General features: G+C 62.3%; 11 protein-coding genes. 9 read left to right on the forward strand and 2 right to left on the reverse strand.

The window, feature by feature from the left end:
- Positions 1-38 precede the first annotated feature (38 nt).
- The 3 genes from purD to AF337_RS36825 all read left to right on the forward strand — a co-directional run bounded on the left by purD (position 39) and on the right by AF337_RS36825 (position 4,168).
- Entirely contained in the window at positions 39-1,322 is a 1,284-nt protein-coding gene (purD, locus tag AF337_RS36815; protein ID WP_049735985.1) for a phosphoribosylamine--glycine ligase, read from the forward strand.
- Positions 1,323-1,517: 195 nt separating this feature from the next.
- Entirely contained in the window at positions 1,518-1,979 is a 462-nt protein-coding gene (locus AF337_RS36820) for a plant virulence effector HPE1-like domain-containing protein (protein WP_049735986.1), read from the forward strand.
- Positions 1,980-2,344: 365 nt separating this feature from the next.
- Positions 2,345-4,168: a methyl-accepting chemotaxis protein gene (locus AF337_RS36825; RefSeq protein WP_049735987.1), complete on the forward strand. Its 1,824-nt coding sequence runs from the start codon at positions 2,345-2,347 to the stop codon at positions 4,166-4,168.
- A gap of 378 nt (positions 4,169-4,546) precedes the next feature.
- Here the strand turns inward: AF337_RS36825 and glyS are convergent, their stop codons facing one another.
- Complete coding sequence (glyS, locus tag AF337_RS36830; protein WP_049735988.1) at positions 4,547-6,730, reverse strand: glycine--tRNA ligase subunit beta; 2,184 nt, start codon at positions 6,728-6,730, stop codon at positions 4,547-4,549.
- A gap of 433 nt (positions 6,731-7,163) precedes the next feature.
- Between glyS and AF337_RS36835 the strand changes: the two genes are divergently transcribed.
- The 5 genes from AF337_RS36835 (at position 7,164) to ubiA (ending at position 13,508) form a co-directional block, all read left to right on the forward strand.
- A complete protein-coding gene (locus AF337_RS36835; protein ID WP_049735989.1) occupies positions 7,164-9,473 on the forward strand; it encodes a Tex family protein in 2,310 nt (769 codons plus the stop codon).
- A gap of 133 nt (positions 9,474-9,606) precedes the next feature.
- Positions 9,607-10,866 carry a cyclopropane fatty acid synthase gene (locus tag AF337_RS36840; RefSeq protein WP_049735990.1) on the forward strand — a complete coding sequence of 420 codons (1,260 nt, stop codon included), beginning with the start codon at positions 9,607-9,609 and terminating at the stop codon, positions 10,864-10,866.
- A 35-nt stretch (positions 10,867-10,901) separates the two neighbouring features.
- Entirely contained in the window at positions 10,902-11,483 is a 582-nt protein-coding gene (locus tag AF337_RS36845; protein WP_049736046.1) for a histidine phosphatase family protein, read from the forward strand.
- 146 nt (positions 11,484-11,629) lie between these two features.
- The gene (locus AF337_RS36850) at positions 11,630-12,442 is read left to right on the forward strand and encodes a MipA/OmpV family protein (RefSeq protein ID WP_049735991.1); all 813 of its coding nucleotides are present in this window, start codon (positions 11,630-11,632) and stop codon (positions 12,440-12,442) included.
- A 106-nt stretch (positions 12,443-12,548) separates the two neighbouring features.
- Positions 12,549-13,508, forward strand: a complete 960-nt coding sequence (gene ubiA / locus AF337_RS36855; RefSeq protein WP_049736047.1) for a 4-hydroxybenzoate octaprenyltransferase — start codon at positions 12,549-12,551, stop codon at positions 13,506-13,508.
- Between the two features lie 92 nt (positions 13,509-13,600).
- Here the strand turns inward: ubiA and AF337_RS36860 are convergent, their stop codons facing one another.
- The gene (locus AF337_RS36860; RefSeq protein ID WP_003588186.1) at positions 13,601-14,167 is read right to left on the reverse strand and encodes a DUF6101 family protein; all 567 of its coding nucleotides are present in this window, start codon (positions 14,165-14,167) and stop codon (positions 13,601-13,603) included.
- Between the two features lie 297 nt (positions 14,168-14,464).
- On the opposite strand from AF337_RS36860, the gene AF337_RS36865 reads away from it, so the two are divergent.
- On the forward strand, positions 14,465-17,797 hold the full coding sequence (locus tag AF337_RS36865) for a DUF1217 domain-containing protein (RefSeq protein ID WP_049735992.1): 3,333 nt from the start codon (positions 14,465-14,467) through the stop codon (positions 17,795-17,797).
- Positions 17,798-17,817 lie beyond the last annotated feature (20 nt).

The following is a 17,817-nucleotide window of genomic DNA, read 5'->3' on the forward strand; positions in this document are numbered from 1 at the left end:
GGCCCTTAACCGCCAGAGGCAAAAGGAAAGGGTGGCGCATGAAGGTTCTGTTGATCGGATCGGGCGGCCGCGAGCATGCGCTCGCCTGGAAGCTGGCGCAATCGCCGTTGATGACGGAATTCTACGCCGCGCCCGGCAATCCCGGCATTGGCGAACACGCCGTGCTCGTGCCTATCAATATCGAGGATCATGAAGCGGTCGCCGCTTTCTGCAAGGAGAAGGCGATCGATTTCGTCGTCGTCGGCCCCGAGGCGCCGCTTGTCGCCGGCCTCGCCGACCGGCTGCGCGCCGATGGCCTTGTGGTTTTCGGCCCCTCGGCCGGCGCTGCCCAGCTCGAAGGTTCCAAGGGCTTCACCAAGGATATCTGCGCCCGCTACGGAATTCCCACCGGCGCCTACCAGCGCTTCAACAATGCACCGAAGGCCAAGGCCTATATCCGCGCTCAGGGCGCGCCGATCGTCGTCAAGGCCGATGGTCTTGCCGCCGGCAAGGGCGTGACGGTGGCGATGACGCTGGATGAGGCGCTTGATGCGGTCGACGACTGCTTCGAGGGCGCCTTTGGCGCCGCCGGCGCCGAAGTCGTCGTCGAAGCCTATCTCGACGGCGAAGAGGCGAGCTTCTTCTGCCTCTGCGACGGAAAACATGCACTGCCGCTGGCGACCGCCCAGGATCACAAGCGGGTGGGCGAGGGCGATACGGGCGTCAATACCGGCGGCATGGGCGCCTATTCGCCGGCGCCGGTGATGAGCGCCGAGATGGTCGAGCGCACCATGAAGGAGATCATCGAGCCGACGATCCGCGGCATGGCCGAGAGCGGTCATCCCTTCTCCGGCGTGTTCTTCGCCGGGCTGATGATCACGGAGAAGGGTCCGGAACTCATCGAATACAATGTGCGCTTCGGCGATCCCGAATGCCAGGTGATGATGATGCGGCTGAAGAGCGATCTGCTGCCGCTGCTGCTCGCCACGGCCAACGGCACGCTCGACCAGGTGAGCGCCGAGTGGAGCGATGATCCGGCCCTCACCGTCGTCATGGCCTCGAAGGGCTATCCCGCCGCTTATGAAAAGAACACGCCGATCCTTTCGCTGCCTGAGGCAGGCGAGGGTGAGAAGGTGTTTCATGCCGGCACGGGTCTGAAGGACGGCGCATTGGTTGCGACCGGCGGCCGCGTGCTGAACGTCACCGCGTCAGGCGGCACGGTCGCCGAGGCCAAGGACCGCGCCTATGCGCTGCTCGACAGGGTGACGTGGGAAAACGGCTTCTCCAGGCGCGACATCGGCTGGCGGGCGATCGAGCGCGAAACGGCCGCAGGCACTGCATAATTCCTTAAAGCGGAATCGATTTAAGGACAAAATTATGCAGCATTCAGAGTGCTACAGCGTCCTTTGCGCGTCTGAAAAGACGCGCGGCGCTGTAGAGTATAAATCGCCGCGTTCTTTAAAACTTTACCTTTTCCCCTGACGGGATGGAAACAAAGCTGCGCTATACCGCTCCCATAGTGAGACGGAGGTGCGTTGATGCGTCAGATTTTCCTCGGTGCGGCAATCCTGCTGATGGCAGGGTCGGCAATGGCCTCCTCGATCGAGGTGGTCGGCAAGACCGCGCCGCGGACTGAAGGCAGCATCGTCACCGAACGCTGTGCCGATTGCCCGCCGCTCCAGGCCGAACTAGTCAAAAAGGACTATACGGTGCCGGAGCTGAAGCCCGGCGTCCTCCAGGCGAGTGAAGTCCGCGATGTCGGCGGCGAAAAGAAGATCTATCGCACCGAAGGCTGGATGGGCGGCTCGCCCGTCGTCTTCGTCAGCAAGGCGACCCCGGAAGCGATGATCGCCGCCGCGCCTTCAGCCCCATCCGCGGATGGCATCGATATGAGCGCGACGACCGCGGCTGTCATCGGCGGCGATGCCAGGCCTGTTGTGGCCGGCATGGCGGAACAACCGGCAGCCCTGAACGTTTCCGAATTCGAGCTGCGTTTCTAAAGTTCCCTGCCCCTGCCCGATCAAGGTTTCGATCGTTTGGGGTTCCACCTCGGGTGGACCGAATGCACCCTCGAAGAGAAGCGGGGGTGCATTCTTACTTTGAGACGCTCTTTGAAAAACGATCGGTCTACGACCAGCGGATCAAAGTCCGGCGTTTTCCGCTTAATTCCCACCCCAGATTTTTAGTGAAACTTTGCATCGTTTTTCGTTAAATTAAAGCTTTCTTATGGGATAAGCGGTGATGCTTCCTCGCCGGTCGCAGCATGTTATTTAGCAGCGGTAGACGCGTCGTCCCTTCGGCGTGCTCGCACAGGCGGTAGAAGACCGCACCGGAATGTACTTTGCCGTTCCCGTTGCGAGGAATCATGAAAAATCTGAAAATATCGAAGCAGCTCATATTGCTGGTCGTCGGCCTGATGATCGCCTTTGCGGTGGCCACGTCCCTGCAGATCCGCTCCTCGGTCGATGCGATCTACAAGGAGCGTTATGACATGCTCCGCGCCGAGGTTCAGTCGGCGGTTTCCGTTCTCAAGCTTTACCAGGCCAAGGTCACCGCCGGCGAAATGACGCTCGAGGATGCCCAGAAGCAGGCCTATGCCACCGTCAACGGAATGAAATACGATCCGGACGGCTATTTCTTCGGCTATAGCTACGACGTCCAGATGATGTTTCACTACGACGCCGCGAAAGTCGGGCAGAACCTGAAGGGGCAGGCGGACAGCAAGGGCAAGCTCTATCGCGAAGAACTGGTCAAGCTCGGCCAGCAGGGCGGCGGTCTCGTCGAATTTTATTCCACCAGCAAACCGGGCCAGCCGGCCGGCGATTACCGCAAGACGGCCTATGGACAGGCCTTCGAGCCCTGGAAAGTCGTCGTCGTCACCGGCGTCTACATGGACGATCTCGATGCGCAGATAGACAGCACGATCCTGACCGCGCTCTCCGGCAGCATCGTTCTGTTCTTTCTTGCCATGGCCGCCGCCTATTTCATCATCCGCGGCATATCGGGCCCTCTCAACAACGTCCATGCCGCCCTGCAGGCGGTGGCCGAAGAGGATGTTTCCATCGCCATCCCGCATACGGCCATGAACAATGAAATCGGGAAGATGGCGAAAGCCACGCTGGCGCTGCAGGAAAAGATCCGCGAACGCCATGCGATGTCGGATCGCGAGGCGGCCCAGCAGCTGGCGCTGGAAAACGAGCGTGAAAACAATCAGCGCCAGCAGCAGGACGAGACAGCCCTCCAGGCCCGTGTGGTGGCGACGATCGGCCAGGCGCTGGAGATGATCGCTCGCGGCGACCTCACCGTGCGCTGCGCCGATCTCGGCCAGAAATATGCCGCCCTGCGCGACAACTTCAACGATGCACTGTCGCATCTCGAAGCCGCCATGGCCAAGGTCAGCGCCAAGGGCAGCGATATCGGCACCAGCAAGGAAGAGATCCGCCGTGCCTCCAACGAGCTGTCGCAGCGCACCGAGCGGCAGGCCGCCAGCCTCGAGGAAACCTCGGCGGCCCTCGACGAACTCACCGTCGCCGTCCGCCAGACGGCCGATGGCGCCCACGAAGCCAGCAAGCGTGTCCACTCGGTCAGCACCGAAGCCACCCATAGCGATGCGATCGTCGGCCAGGCGATCGAGGCGATGAGCGGCATCGAGAAGTCGTCATCGGAGATCACCAAGATTATCGGCGTCATCGACGAGATCGCCTTCCAGACCAACCTCCTGGCGCTGAATGCCGGTGTCGAGGCGGCCCGTGCCGGCGAATCCGGCAAGGGCTTTGCTGTCGTCGCCCAGGAAGTGCGCGAACTTGCTCAGCGCTCTGCCGCTGCCGCCAAGGAGATCAAGGACCAGATCGCCCGCTCCTCCAGCCAGGTCGACCACGGCGTCCGCTTGGTCGGCGAGGCAGGCGAGGCGCTGAAGCGCATCTCCGACCAGATCAAGGCCGCCAACGAAATCGTCGCCAAGATCGCCCACAGCGCCTCCGAACAGGACACGACGCTGCGCTCGATCTCATCGTCGATGAACCAGCTCGACGCGGCCACCCAGCAGAACGCCGCCATGGCCGAGGAAACCACGGCATCGGCCGAAACGCTCGCCAGTGACACCGACGAGCTGATCGACCTGATCCGCGGCTTCCGCGTCAGCGACGAAAGCGCCGCCCCGGCCATGCATCAAGGTCGTCGCGCCGCTTAAACGGCGTCGGGACGACAGGCATTCGTATTGCCAAACAACACAGCCGCCGGTTCTCCGGCGGCTGTGTTGTTTTAGACGCCGACCGGAGCCAAAAATCACGCGAAGCGCGTGCGGCATGGATACTCGGTCAAGCCCGAGTATGACGGAGGGTGGGGGTAAGGAGCGGCAAGAGGCGAGAGGTCCGGAGGAATTTCAGCGAAATCGAGCGGGCGGCTTTGACCGGGAATGAGGCAGACAGCGGCAATTCCAACAATACCACCACGCACGTCGCTATTTAACGCATGCGTTCCCCCACCCTCCGTCGTCCTCGGGCTTGACCCGAGGACCCATGGCCGCAAGCACTGCGTCTCCCTCAAGCACCCAGCCGAAACCCGGCTCTCACCCCGAAATCTTCGAGAAATCCGCCACCGTTCCCGTCGCCTGACGGATCAGCCGCAGCAAAGCGAGGCGGTTGGCGCGGATGGCGGCGTCCTCGTCGTTGACGAGCACGTCTTCGAAGAAGCGGTCGACCGGGCCGCGCAGCTTGGAAAGGGCTGCCATCGCCGAGCGGAAATCTTCCCCGGCGACGGCGTCAGCCGCTTCTTTCGATGCACCGGAGATTGCCGCGAACAGCTCCTTCTCCGCATCGAGCTTCAGCAGCGCCGGCGAAACGGCATCGGCGATCACGGTGCCCTTCTTTTCTTCGGCGGCAAGCAGCTGCGTGGCGCGCTTGGTGCCGGCGAGCAGGTTCTTGCCGTCCTCCGAGGTGATGAAGGCCGTCAGCGCTTCGACGCGGCGGGCCACCATCAACAGGTCGTCGGCATCTGAAGTCAGCACGGCGTCGATGAGGTCGTGGCGGGCACCCTGGTCGCGCAGATAGACCTTGAGACGGTCGTGGAAGAAGGAGAGGAGGTCGAAGAAAGTCTCGGCCGGATCGGCTGCGAAGGCAAACACCGCATCGCCGCTCGTCTTGGCGAGCAGCGACGTCTGGCTCATCAGCTTCAGCAGCGGCAGCCTGACATTGCGCTCCAGCAGGATCCTGACGACGCCAAGGGCGGCACGGCGCAGCGCGAAGGGATCCTTCGAGCCCGTCGGCTTTTCGCCGATCGCCCAGAAGCCGATAAGCGTGTCCAGTTTGTCGGCGAGCGCGACGGTGATCGCGACCCTGTCGGCGGGAACACGATCGGACGGGCCTTGCGGTTTGTAATGGTCCTCGATGGCCGCGGCAACCGAGGCATTCTCACCCTGCAGCCCCGCATATTTGCGGCCCATCAGGCCCTGCAGTTCCGGGAATTCCCCGACCGCTTCGGTGCGCAGATCGGCCTTGGCGAGCACGGCGGCGCGATCGGTGAGCGCCGTATCCGCGCCAGTGATCTTTGCCAATTCACCGGCCAGTGCGCGGATGCGGGCGACGCGCGCGCCCTGGGTGCCGAGCTTGGCATGGAAAGTCACGTCGAGCGCATCGAGCTTGGCCATACGCTGGTCGAGCGGCTTCTGCAGATCGAGGCCGAACCTTGCCGCCGAAGCGTTGAGCGTCTCCAGATCCGGCAGGTCGCCCTGATCGCGCTTCCAGAAATGCAGCGCGTCCGAAAGCCGGGCCCGCACCACCTTGCCGTTGCCGTGGACGATTTCCTTGCCGCCGTCATGCGCCTGGATGTTGGAGACGAGGATGAACCGGTTCGACAGCGTTTCCTCGCCCTGCTTGCGCGTGACGAAGCACTTCTGGTTGGTCTTGATCGTCAGCCGGATGATCTCGGAGGGGATCGACAGGTAATCCTCCTCGAAGGAACCCATCAGCACCTGCGGCCATTCGACGAGGCCGGAGACTTCCTCAAGCAGGCCCTCGTCTTCGACCAGTTCGAGACCGTTGGCAAAAGCGATGTCGCGGGCGTCATGCAGGATGATGTCCTTGCGCCGCTCGGCATCGAGGATGACCTTCGCCTTCTCCAGGCTCGCGGCATAATCGTCGAAGCGGCGGACAGTGATCGGCTCGGGCGCGTGGAAACGATGGCCGTAGGTGACGTTTGAGGCGGTGATGCCGTCGATCTCGAAGGGGATGACGACAGTCTCCTCGTGCTCAGGCCCGAAGGTGCAGATGATCGACTGCAGCGGCCGCACCCAGCGCAGTGCGCCCGGCCTGGAAGAGGCCGTGCCCCAGCGCATCGACTTCGGCCAGGGAAAGTCGCGGATGATACCGGGCATTACCTCGGCGACGATCTCCTCGGCCGCGCGGCCGGGCTTCGAAATGACCGCGACGTAGAAATCGCCCTTCTTCGGATCGCTGATCACCTGCGCCTCGGAGACCGACGACAGCCCGGCGCCGCGCAGAAAGCCTTCGATCGCCTTCTCGTTGGCGTCGGTGCGCGGCCCCTTGCGCTCCTCGCGCACGTCGGCCGAGCGCGCCGTCAGCCCGTGAATGTCGAGCGCCAGCCGCCGCGGCGTCCAGTATTCGCGGGCGCCCTCATAGGAAAGACCGGCTTCGACAAGCGCATCGGTGACGAGCTTCTTCAGGTCGCCGGCAGCCTTGCGCTGCATGCGGGCCGGAATCTCTTCGGAGCGGAGTTCGAGAAGAAGGTTTGGCATGTCACACTTTTCCTTGCGCCCGCGGGCAGGGCGATCCAAAACGTTGCTTCTGCTATCAAAGAATGCCGCATCTGCACAACCGCAAAAACGGAAGAGGGCGATAGGGTGGGGCGACCTGGCAGGCGTGTTGCCGCATGGCCCCCTCATCTGCCTGCCGGCATCTTCTCCCCGCTGGGGAGAAGGGGAATCGTGGCAACGTCCCTTTTCCTAGAAACGTCTGCAGTGGAAAGAGAGGCAAGCGGCTTGTTCCCCTCTTCTCCCCAGCGGGGAGAAGGTGGCCCGTAGGGTCGGATGAGGGGGCCACACGGCACAATGCCGATGATCCTCCATCCTTCAACTTCCGCTGTGAAAACCACAGTCGGGCATTGCCTTGCCGCTTTTCGCCGCTATGGTCCCGCAACTTTCGTCGAAACAGGAAATCCCAGGAAACCCTATGGCCGCTGACCTTCGTTTTCTCGCAGCCCGCATCTCGGCCGAAATCAATGCCCGGCCGGATCAGGCCAAAGCCGCGATCGAGCTGCTCGACGAGGGCGCCACCGTGCCCTTCATCGCGCGCTACCGCAAGGAGGTGACGGGCGGGCTCGATGACACGCAGCTGCGCAATCTCGCCGAGCGGCTGGTCTATCTGCGCGAACTCGAAGCCCGGCGCGCGGCGATCGTCGAATCGATCACCGGTCAGGGCAAGATGACCGACGAACTGATGGGTAAAGTGGCCGGCGCCGAAACCAAGGCCGAACTCGAAGACCTCTATCTGCCCTATAAGCCGAAGCGCCGCACGCGGGCCGAAATTGCCCGCGAACGCGGCCTCGGCCCGCTTGCCGAGGCGATCCTTGCCGAGCGCAACAGGGAACCGGCGGGGCTCGCCGAAGGCTTCGTCACCGCAGATGTGGCCGACGTGAAGACGGCGCTCGAAGGCGCGCGTGATATCATCGCTGAAGGCATTGCCGAAAATGCCGACCTGCTCGGCAGGTTGCGCGGCCATATGCGCCAGGCGTCGCTGCTGAAGGCCAAGGTCGTCGACGGCAAACAGGCGGCGGGCGAAAAATTTTCCGATTATTTCGACCATTCCGAACGCTGGGCGACCGCCCCCGGCCACCGCGCGCTCGCCATGCTGCGCGGCTGGAACGAGGAGGTGCTGACGCTGACGATCGAGGCCGACGCCGAGACCCTCTCGCCGAACAAGCCGGTCGAACGGATGATCGCCGCGGCCTATGAGATCGGGACGAGCCGCCCCGGCGACCGCTGGCTGATGGAGGTCGCGAGCTGGACCTGGCGCGTCAAGCTTTCCATGTCGCTGTCGCTCGATCTGATGCGCGAACTGCGCGAGAGGGCCGAAGAGGAGGCGATCCATGTCTTCGCCCGCAATCTCAAGGATCTGCTGCTCGCCGCCCCCGCCGGCTCGCGCGCCACGATGGGCCTCGACCCCGGCATCCGCACCGGCGTCAAGGTCGCCGTTGTCGACGGCACCGGCAAGGTCGTGGCGACATCGACCGTCTATCCCTTCCAGCCGCGAAACGACGTGCGCGGCGCCCAGATCGAACTCGCCTCGCTGATCCGCAAGCACAATGTCGAGCTGATCTCGATCGGCAACGGCACCGGCAGCCGCGAGACGGAAAAGCTGGTGGCCGACATGCTGACCGAACTGCCGGCGCCGAAGCCGACCAAGGTCATCGTCTCGGAAGCCGGCGCCTCGGTCTATTCCGCCTCGGCAACCGCAGCGGCCGAGTTTCCCGATCTCGACGTGTCGCTACGCGGCGCCGTCTCCATCGCCCGCCGTCTGCAGGATCCGCTCGCCGAACTGGTCAAGATCGAGCCGAAGTCGATCGGCGTCGGCCAGTATCAGCACGACGTCGACCAGCAGAAGCTGTCGCGCTCGCTCGATGCCGTGGTCGAAGACGCGGTCAACGCCGTTGGCGTCGATCTCAACACGGCGTCGGCGCCGCTGCTTTCCCGCGTCTCCGGCCTCGGTCCGTCGATTGCCGATGCCATCGTCCGCCACCGCGACAGCGAGGGCCGTTTCGAGACCCGGCGGGACCTCATGAAGGTCGCCAGGCTCGGCGGCCGCACCTTCGAGCAATGTGCCGGCTTCCTGCGCATCCCGAACGGCAAGGAGCCGCTCGACGCCTCCTCGGTTCACCCGGAGGCCTATGGCGTCGCCAAGAAGATCGTCGCCGCCTGCGGCCGCGATCTGCGCGCATTGATGGGCGACAGCGCCATGCTGAAATCGGTCGATCCGCGGCAGTTCATCGACGAGAAATTCGGTCTGCCGACCGTCAGGGACATCATCTCGGAACTGGAAAAGCCCGGCCGGGACCCGCGCCCGAGCTTCAAGACCGCGACCTTCGCCGAGGGCGTCAACGAAATTTCCGACCTGAAGCCCGGCATGGTGCTTGAGGGAACGGTGACCAATGTCGCCGCCTTCGGCGCTTTCGTCGATATCGGCGTGCATCAGGATGGCCTGGTGCATGTGTCCCAGCTCGCCGACCGCTTCGTCAAGGATCCGCACGAGGTCGTCAAGGCCGGCGATGTCGTCAAGGTGCGAGTCGTCGAGGTCGACGCCAAGCGCAAGCGCATCGCTCTGTCGATGAAACGCGACGACGGTTCCGCAGCGCCGCCGCCCCGTGGTGATTCTCGCGCGAACCAGGGCTCGCGGCCGCAGAACGAGCGCCGGCCGGCCGCACCGAAGCCGGAGAGCCAGGGCGCTTTCGGCGCCGCCCTTGCCGAGGCCATGAAGCGAAAATAAAGGCTTAGCCGCCATATCGGCAAAAATGCAACAGTTTGGCAGCGTAATTTCGAGAGTGCTAAATCCGGCGCTTGTAAGGCGAAAGAGATCGCCTAAGTTGATGTGACCATCCTGTCACATTTGCGAGGCGTCCATGGCGTCGGCTTTCCTTTCGATCGTCCAGCAAATCATCCGCAAGGGTTCGTTGGAACTTACCCTTGCCAATGGCGACACCTACATGATCGGCGACGGCACCGGCGACACGGTGGTCGCCCGGCTTGCCGATCAGGAGGCTGAGGACGCCATCCGCCGCGACCCGACGATGAAGCTCGGCGAGATGTACATGCAGGGCCGGTTCATTCTCGAACAGGGCAATATTTACGATTTCCTGTCGCTGGTGAAACAGAACACCACCAATGAAATCTTCGATTTCAAGATGGCGGCACTGCTCGTCGGCCGTATTGCCTGGCAGCAGTTGAAGAGCCGCGTGCCGGTCAATCGCAACAAGCACAATGTCGCCCATCATTACGACCTGTCGGCCAAGCTCTTCGATCTGTTCCTCGACGAGGACTGGCAATATTCCTGCGGCTATTTCGAACCGGCCGGCATCGGTCTCGACGAGGCGCAACTCGCCAAGAAACGCCATATCGCCGCCAAGCTTCTGCTCGAGCCGAACCAGCGCATCCTGGAAATCGGCTCCGGCTGGGGCGGTATGGGCATGTATCTGACCGAGGCGACCGAAGGCGCCGATTTCACCGGCATTACGCTGAGCGAAGAGCAGCTCAAGGTTTCCCGCAGCCGCGCCGAAAAGCGCGGCCTTGCCGAGCGCGTGCGTTTCGAGTTGCAGGATTACCGCAGCATGACCGGCAGGAAGTTCGACCGCATCGTCTCGGTCGGCATGTTCGAGCATGTCGGGATCGGCAATTACCCCAATTTCTTCCGCAAGGTAGCCGACCTGCTCGACGACAACGGCGTCATGGTGCTGCATTCGATCGCCCGTCCGAAGCCGAGCTTCGGCACCAACGCCTTCATCGAGAAGTATATTTTCCCCGGCGGCTATATCCCCTCCGTCGGCGAGGTCGTGCCGCCGCTCGAAAAGGCCGGGCTCCTGGTCAGGGACGTCGAAATCCTGCCGATGCATTATGCCTATACGCTGCGCCATTGGCGCGAGCGTTTCGTGGCGCGCAAGGCCGAAGCGGTGGCCCTTTACGACGAGCAGTTCTTCCGCATGTGGGAATTCTATCTGGCCGGCTCGGAAATGGGCTTCCGCTGGGATGAGCTCTTCATCCTGCAGGTCCAGATCGCCAAGAACCAGTTCACCGTTCCCGACAATCGCAGTTATATCGCCCGAAACGAAGCCAGGCTCAGGGAATTCGAGGCAAGGCGCCCGCCGCTCGAAAAGGTGACGTTCTGAGCGGCAGCAGCGAGATGTGATGAAAGGACATGCCGATGAGCAGTGCGTTTCCCGAGATCTATCTGGTGCGCCACGGTGAAACCGAATGGAGCCTGTCCGGCCGCCATACCGGCCGCAGCGATATTCCGCTGACGGGAAACGGCGAGGTCGCCGCCCGCAAGCTCGCCGAGCGGCTCGCCGGCCACACCTTCTCCGCCGTCTGGTCGAGCCCTTCGGCGCGTGCCCGCAAAACCTGCGCGCTCGCCGGCTTCGGATCGGGTGCGGTGATCCGCGACGATCTCGCCGAATGGGACTATGGCGCTTATGAAGGCATCACCACCAAGGCGATCCTGGCGGAGCGCCCCGGCTGGCAGCTCTTTCGCGACGGCTGCCCGGATGGCGAATTCGCCGCCGACGTCGGCGCCCGTGCAGACAGCATCATCCACGCGCTTCGCGAGGCGGCTGGCAGCATCCTGATCTTCTCAAGCTCGCATTTCCTGCGCGTGCTCGCCGCCCGCTGGCTCGGCCTGCCGCCGCAAGGCGGCGCGCATTTCGTGCTGGATACGGCTTCTATCAGCGTGCTCGGTTACGAACATGATCTGACGGAGCCGGTCATTCGCCGGTGGAACCAGAGTTAGGATGCCATCAGCCGGGTGGCCCGCACGGCATGACTTTCAATAGCGTCCTTTGTCCCCCGTGGTTAACATTGGGGTAACGACCTCACGATAAATGTAGCCATCGCCGCTCTCCGCGGCTTTGTTTTTGCGTTTTCTGGAGTGCGGACGTGTCTCATCGATCAGTCGTATCGATCTCTTTGGCTATTGCCCTTCTATCCCCAGCTTTGGCGCTCGCGCAGGAAAGCGGCCAGCCCTTCTGGTCCGGCGACTGGTATCTGAGCGTCGGCGTCGCCGGCTTCTCCGCGCCGAAATTCGAAGGCTCGTCGCATAATGAATTCAAGTTCAGCCCGCTGATCTCGGTCGGCCGCCAGGGTGCAGGCCCGCGTTTTTCCTCGCGCAACGACAACCCGTCCTTCGCCCTCATCGACAAGGGCGCCTTCCGCGCCGGCCTCGTCGGCAAATTCGTGCCGTCGCGCGATGCCGGTGACGACAGTGACCTGAAGGGCTTGAGGAAGGTCAAATGGGGGGCGGAAGCCGGCGGCTTCGTCGAGGTTTACCCCACAGATTTCCTGCGCGCCCGCGCCGAAGTCCGCCAGGGCATTCGTTCCCACGACGGCATCGTCGCCGATCTCGCCGTCGATGCCTTCACCGATATCGCGCCCAACCTGCAGCTGTCGGGCGGCCCGCGCGCGACATTTGCCACCGCCGGCTATTACGACGCCTATTACGGCGTCAGCGCCAAACATGCCGCGGCAAGCGGCCTTGATCCTTACAAGCCGTCGTCGGGCATCCAGTCCTACGGCGCCGGAACGGCCATCACCTGGAAGGCGACGGAAAATCTCTCGGCCAGCTCCTTCCTCGAATATAAGCGGCTGGCCGGTCCCGCCGCCGACAGCAGCCTGGTGCGCGACCGCGGTTCGAAGAACCAGATCGTGATCGGCGTTTCGGCGACCTACAAGTTCAATTTCTCCCTGCAGTGATCCAATGCATGTCGCCCGGAAGTGTGCGCGGTTCCGGGATAACGACATGCATAAGACGGAGAGATCGCTTCTTGACCGGATCGCCGGCCGGTCGCTAGATGGCGGCATGCAAGATTCCGGCGATTTCAACGACCGCGTCTCCGACGCACCTTCCGACAACTGGGTCTACCGGATCCTGCCGCCATGGCTCTGGCCCTATGCGCAGCTCGCGCGCTGGGATCGCCCGATCGGCTGGCAGCTGCTGATGTGGCCGTGTTTCTGGTCGGCGACCCTTGCCGCCAATGCGGCGATCGGCGAGGGGCTCTATTCCGGCAGCCTGCTGGTGTCGCACCTGTTCCTTTATTTCATCGGCGCGGTCGCCATGCGCGGTGCCGGCTGCACCTATAACGATCTCGTCGACCACGAGATCGACATGGAAGTGGCGCGCACGCGCTCGCGTCCGCTGCCCTCCGGCCGCGTAACGCGCGCCCATGCGAAGATCTTCATCGGCCTGCAGGCGCTGGTCGGGCTTTTCGTGCTCTTGCAGTTCAACTGGTTCACCGTTTTCCTCGGCCTGCTGTCGCTCGGCATCGTCGCGCTTTATCCCTATGCCAAACGCTTCACTGACTGGCCGCAATTCTACCTGGGGCTTGCCTTTTCCTGGGGCGCGCTGATGGGCTGGGCCGGCATTTTGGGCGGGCTTTCCTTTGCTTCCGTCCTGCTCTACGCCGCCTCGGTCGCCTGGACGATCGGCTACGACACGATCTACGCCCATCAGGACAAGGAGGACGACGAACTCATCGGCGTCCGCTCGACCGCGCGCCTCTTCGGCGACAGGACGAGGGCATGGCTGATCGGCCTTTACGGGCTGACGCTGGTGCTGATGTTTGCCGCTTTCGCGCTCGCCGGCGCCAATCTCATCGCCTTCCTGGCCTTGCTCGGCGCCGCCGGCATGTTTGCCTGGCAGATCGTTCGGCTCGATATCGATGATGCCGCCCAATGCCTGGCGCTCTTCAAGTCGAACAATCGTGTCGGCCTGATCATCTTCTTCGGCCTCTTCATTTCGCTGCTCTTCGCGATTCCCTGATTGGGGCCCTGATTGCAGCGATGGTAAAACGACAAACCCGGCGCGGGCGCCGGGTTTCAAATGCGTGCGAAAACGAAGTGTCGCGAAATCGCTCAGTTGCGGGCGATGATTTCCTTGCCCTCGATCCGCATGGCGACGCCGAGTTGGCCGGTGGTGCGGCGCACGAGGAAGCGCGGGCGGCGGTTGGCGAAGTAGGAATGGCGGCGGCGCGGCTTGAGATCGCTGGTGCGTAAGCCGCCGATATGGTCTTCGAGCGGCCGGGCGACACCGTCGGCCTCGACCATCAGCATCGGAATGCGGAAAGCTTCCGACCAGCCGCGCCAGTCGGCGGCGATATCGCTGAGATCATGGGCGACGAGCAGCGGAATGCAGAGCTCCGGATCGGCATGATGGAGTTCGAGGGTGACGGTAACTTCGCCGTCGCCATGGTCGATGGCGCGGGCGGCGACACCTTGGAAGACGCGCTTCGGTAGCGCAATCGAGAGCGGCAGGCCGCTGGAGGGGAGGACCTTGCGCAGGACCGCACCGCGTTCGTCTATGGTAATATTCACGTCATCCGAACAATCATGGATGGCGTAGCTGACCTGCTGCGGAAAGCGGGACGGATCGAGGCGCAGCGTCGTACCAGCCCAGGCGGGCTTCATTACGGGATTGTTCATGTCATTCTACCCTTGTCTTACCTGAGAGCCGATTTCCGGTCTTCTCCTTGGGACTTTTCGTCCTCTATGGCCGACAATAGGGGCCTGCCGTTCCGTACAGCTTAAAAATTGCGGTTAAGAAAACTTTGCGTCCTCAGATGGTTATCAAAACCGAATCCGGCAGGGTTTCCGGAAGGTGAACGCCATGCTGTGCTGAAGTGATGCATCCTGAGGTAAGGCTCAGGTAAGCTTTCTGTGGCAAAATATGCTTACCAGCAGTTCGTTCTTTTAGAGATTTTGCCGAGAAGGGCGCGTTTGATGATCACGGCTTCCCTCGCTTACACGATCCTGTCGAAGGACATGACGTCGAGCCTGAACAAGGTCGCGTCCCAGGCGACGGTCAAGAAGGACGCTCAGTATTACGCCGACCATATCAACAAGGTGACTGATGTTGATGACTTCCTCGGCGATTACAAGCTCTACAGCTATGCGATGAAGGCCTATGGCCTCGAGGACATGACCTACGCCAAGGCCTTCATGAAGAAGGTGCTGGAAAGCGATCTCACCGACCCCAACAGCTACGCCAACAAGCTCTCCGATACACGCTACCGCGAATTCGCGGCCGCCTTCAATTTCAACGCGCCTGACAAGGACGTGCAGACGGACGCGCAGGAGGACGATCTCATCGGCCTCTACAAGCAGTCCTTCGTCGACGCCGACAAGGCGGCGACCGCCGAGAGCACCTATTACGGCAACAATATCGACAGCGTGCAAAGCGTCGACGATCTGGTCAACAACACAAGGCTTCGCACCTATGTGCTGAAGACCTTCAACATCGATCCCACCTATGCGTCGAAGGATTTTCTGCGCCAGGTGCTGACGAGCGATCTCAGCGACCCCGCAAGCTTCGTCAACACGCAGGGCGGCGACAAGTACAAGGCGCTTGCCGCCCAGTTCAGCTTCAACGCCGACGGCACGGTCACCGGCACGGCCCAGACCGCGGCGCAGAAGGCTTCGGTCATCGAGGCCTATACGCTGAATTCCCAGTCCGTCATCATCGACAATTCGGTCGGTTCCGACGTCGTCTACGTCAACAAGACGGCGGCCGACTACAACAAGGCCTATTATACCGCCAAGATCGGCACGATCACCAACGTCGACGATCTGGTCGCCGACAAACGCCTGATCTCCTACATCACGACGGCCTACAGCATGGGCGCCGATTTCACTGCGGCGGCGCTCCGCACGGTCCTGACCGATCCCGGCTATGCCCAGCTGATGGGCTTTACCAATGTCTATAACGCTTTCAACTTCAAGTCGGACGGTTCGACCTCGAACACGGCGCGCGTCCGCACGCTCGACCAGGCGAACAAGCTGTCGTCGGCGGCGTCGCAGACCGCCAACTACTATAAGGTGACCTCGCAATCGAGCGGCATCACCAATGTCGACGACCTGCTCGCCGATGGAAACATGGCGCGCTATATCAAGGACGCCTATGGTCTCGGGACGGATTTCAGCAATGCCGAGCTGAAGAACATCCTGACCGACCCGGCCTATGCCACCGCCCAGGGGAAGGCCGGCATCAATGCCGACTTCAACTTCAATGCCGACGGCTCGATCAACGGTGCGGTGATCCAGACGGACACGCAGCGCAAGTCGACCACCGACAAATCGGCGGCGAACGCGGCCCACTTCAACGCCATGATCGACAATGTCACCAATGTCGACGACATCATGTCCGATCCCGTCGCGGTCAGCTATCTCAGAACCAGCATGCAGATCGCCGACAGCGTCTCCGATGCGACGTTGAGGACCTTCCTCGTCGATCCCGCCGCCGCCAGCGCCCAGGGCTATAGCGACGTCCACGATCTCTTCAATTTCAAGACGGACGGTTCGGTCGCCACCCTCTACGCCTCGCAGACGGCTACGCAAAGCGCAAGCACATCAAGCAAGGCCGACAGCGCGGCGGTCTATTACCAGTCGACCATCGCCGGGATCTCGAACGTCGATCAGCTGCTGGCTGACCAGAAGCTCAACAATTTCGTCCGCAACGCCTTCGGCATCCCGTCCACCGTGACCGACGTCGCTCTTCGCGCCATCCTGACCGATCAGAGCGGCACCGGCACCTATGCCGACGTCGCCGCCGCCTTCAATTTCAAGGCGGACGGCACGCTCGAGGATGGCATGCAGGCGCAGACGGCGGCACAGATCACCAACACGAAAATTGCTGCCGGAGCCCGCACCGACGACTATTCCGCCCGGATGGCGACGATCGCCAATGTCGACGATCTCATCGCCGATCCCGCCATAACCAATTTCCTGAAGAGCACCTACAATCTGCCGTCCAATATTTCGGACGCCGATCTGAAGAGCTTCCTGACCGATGCGACCGCCGCCTCGGCCGCCGGATATGCCGATCTCAACGCCGATTTCAACTTCGCCGCCGATGGCTCGCTGCCGGTCGTAAGCTCGGTCCAGACGGCCGATCAGGCGCAGACCACCAATGACAATTATATGGCGCGCTATGACGACGAGCGCGACGAGGCGATCGACGAGGTTGTGTCCAACTATTCGAGCATGATGGCCGACAGCACCAGCCTGCTCGATACTGCCGAGATCAAGTCCGTCAACGATTTCCTGCGCACCAATTCCGCGGCCGATTTCAAGAAGAGCAACGACAAACTGCCGGATCCCTATCATGTGGCGCTGCAGGCCTTCGGTCTGACCGACCAGGAGGTGCCGCGCTCGATGATGCGCAAGATCCTGACGAGCGATGCCTATGATCCGGACGGCTATATCGCCTCCTTGAAGGACGAGCGCATCACCAACCTTGCCCGGGCCTTCAACTTCGGCCCCGACGGCAAGGCGGCGTCACCCTTCCAGGCGCTGCCCGACGCGACCATGGCCAAATACGCCACCGACTACAAGGCGCATATGACCATGCTGCTGAAGGCCGGCCCGGTAAAGGACAAGGCATCGAAGGACGCGACGGCCGAGGTGGATTATTTCGCCAAGGGCATGGCGAAGGTGAAGTCGCTCGACGATTTCCTCGACGACAGCCGTCTGACCGGTCTGGTGCTGAAGGCCAATAACCTCGACCCGAAGGATTACGACAAGGCGACGCTGAAGAAGATCTTCACGTCAGATCCCGACGACAAGAAGAGCTACCTGAACGCCAAGGCCGATGCCCGCTTCCAGGATATCGTCGCCGCCTTCAACTTCGACAAGGACGGCAATCTGACCCGCGCCAAGATAGGCACCATCCAGAACAAGGCGGCCGAGGATCACACCCAGAAGCTTTTCGTCCAGCAGACGCTGGAAGCCCAGCAGGGCGAAAGCAACGATGGTGTGCGCCTGGCGCTCTATTTCAGCCGCAAGGCCCCGAGCATCACTTCGATCTATTCGATCCTCGGCGACAAGGCGCTGTATCAGGTGATCACGACAGCCTACAGCCTGCCCTCGCAGATATCGGGCATGGACGTTGCCAAGCAGGCCGACCTTATCAATCGCTTCGTCAAGCTCGAGGATCTCCAGGATCCGAAGAAGGTCGACAAGCTGCTGCGCCGCTTCACCGCGATGTACGACGTCCAGAACGCCACCCAGCAATCGCCGGCCCTGCAGATCCTGACCGGCGGCGGTACGCAGTCATAATTACCCTTCAGTTTCAATAG

Origin of the sequence: Rhizobium ecuadorense, from assembly GCF_001187535.1 — a bacterium.
Classification (GTDB): Bacteria; Pseudomonadota; Alphaproteobacteria; order Rhizobiales; family Rhizobiaceae; genus Rhizobium; species Rhizobium ecuadorense.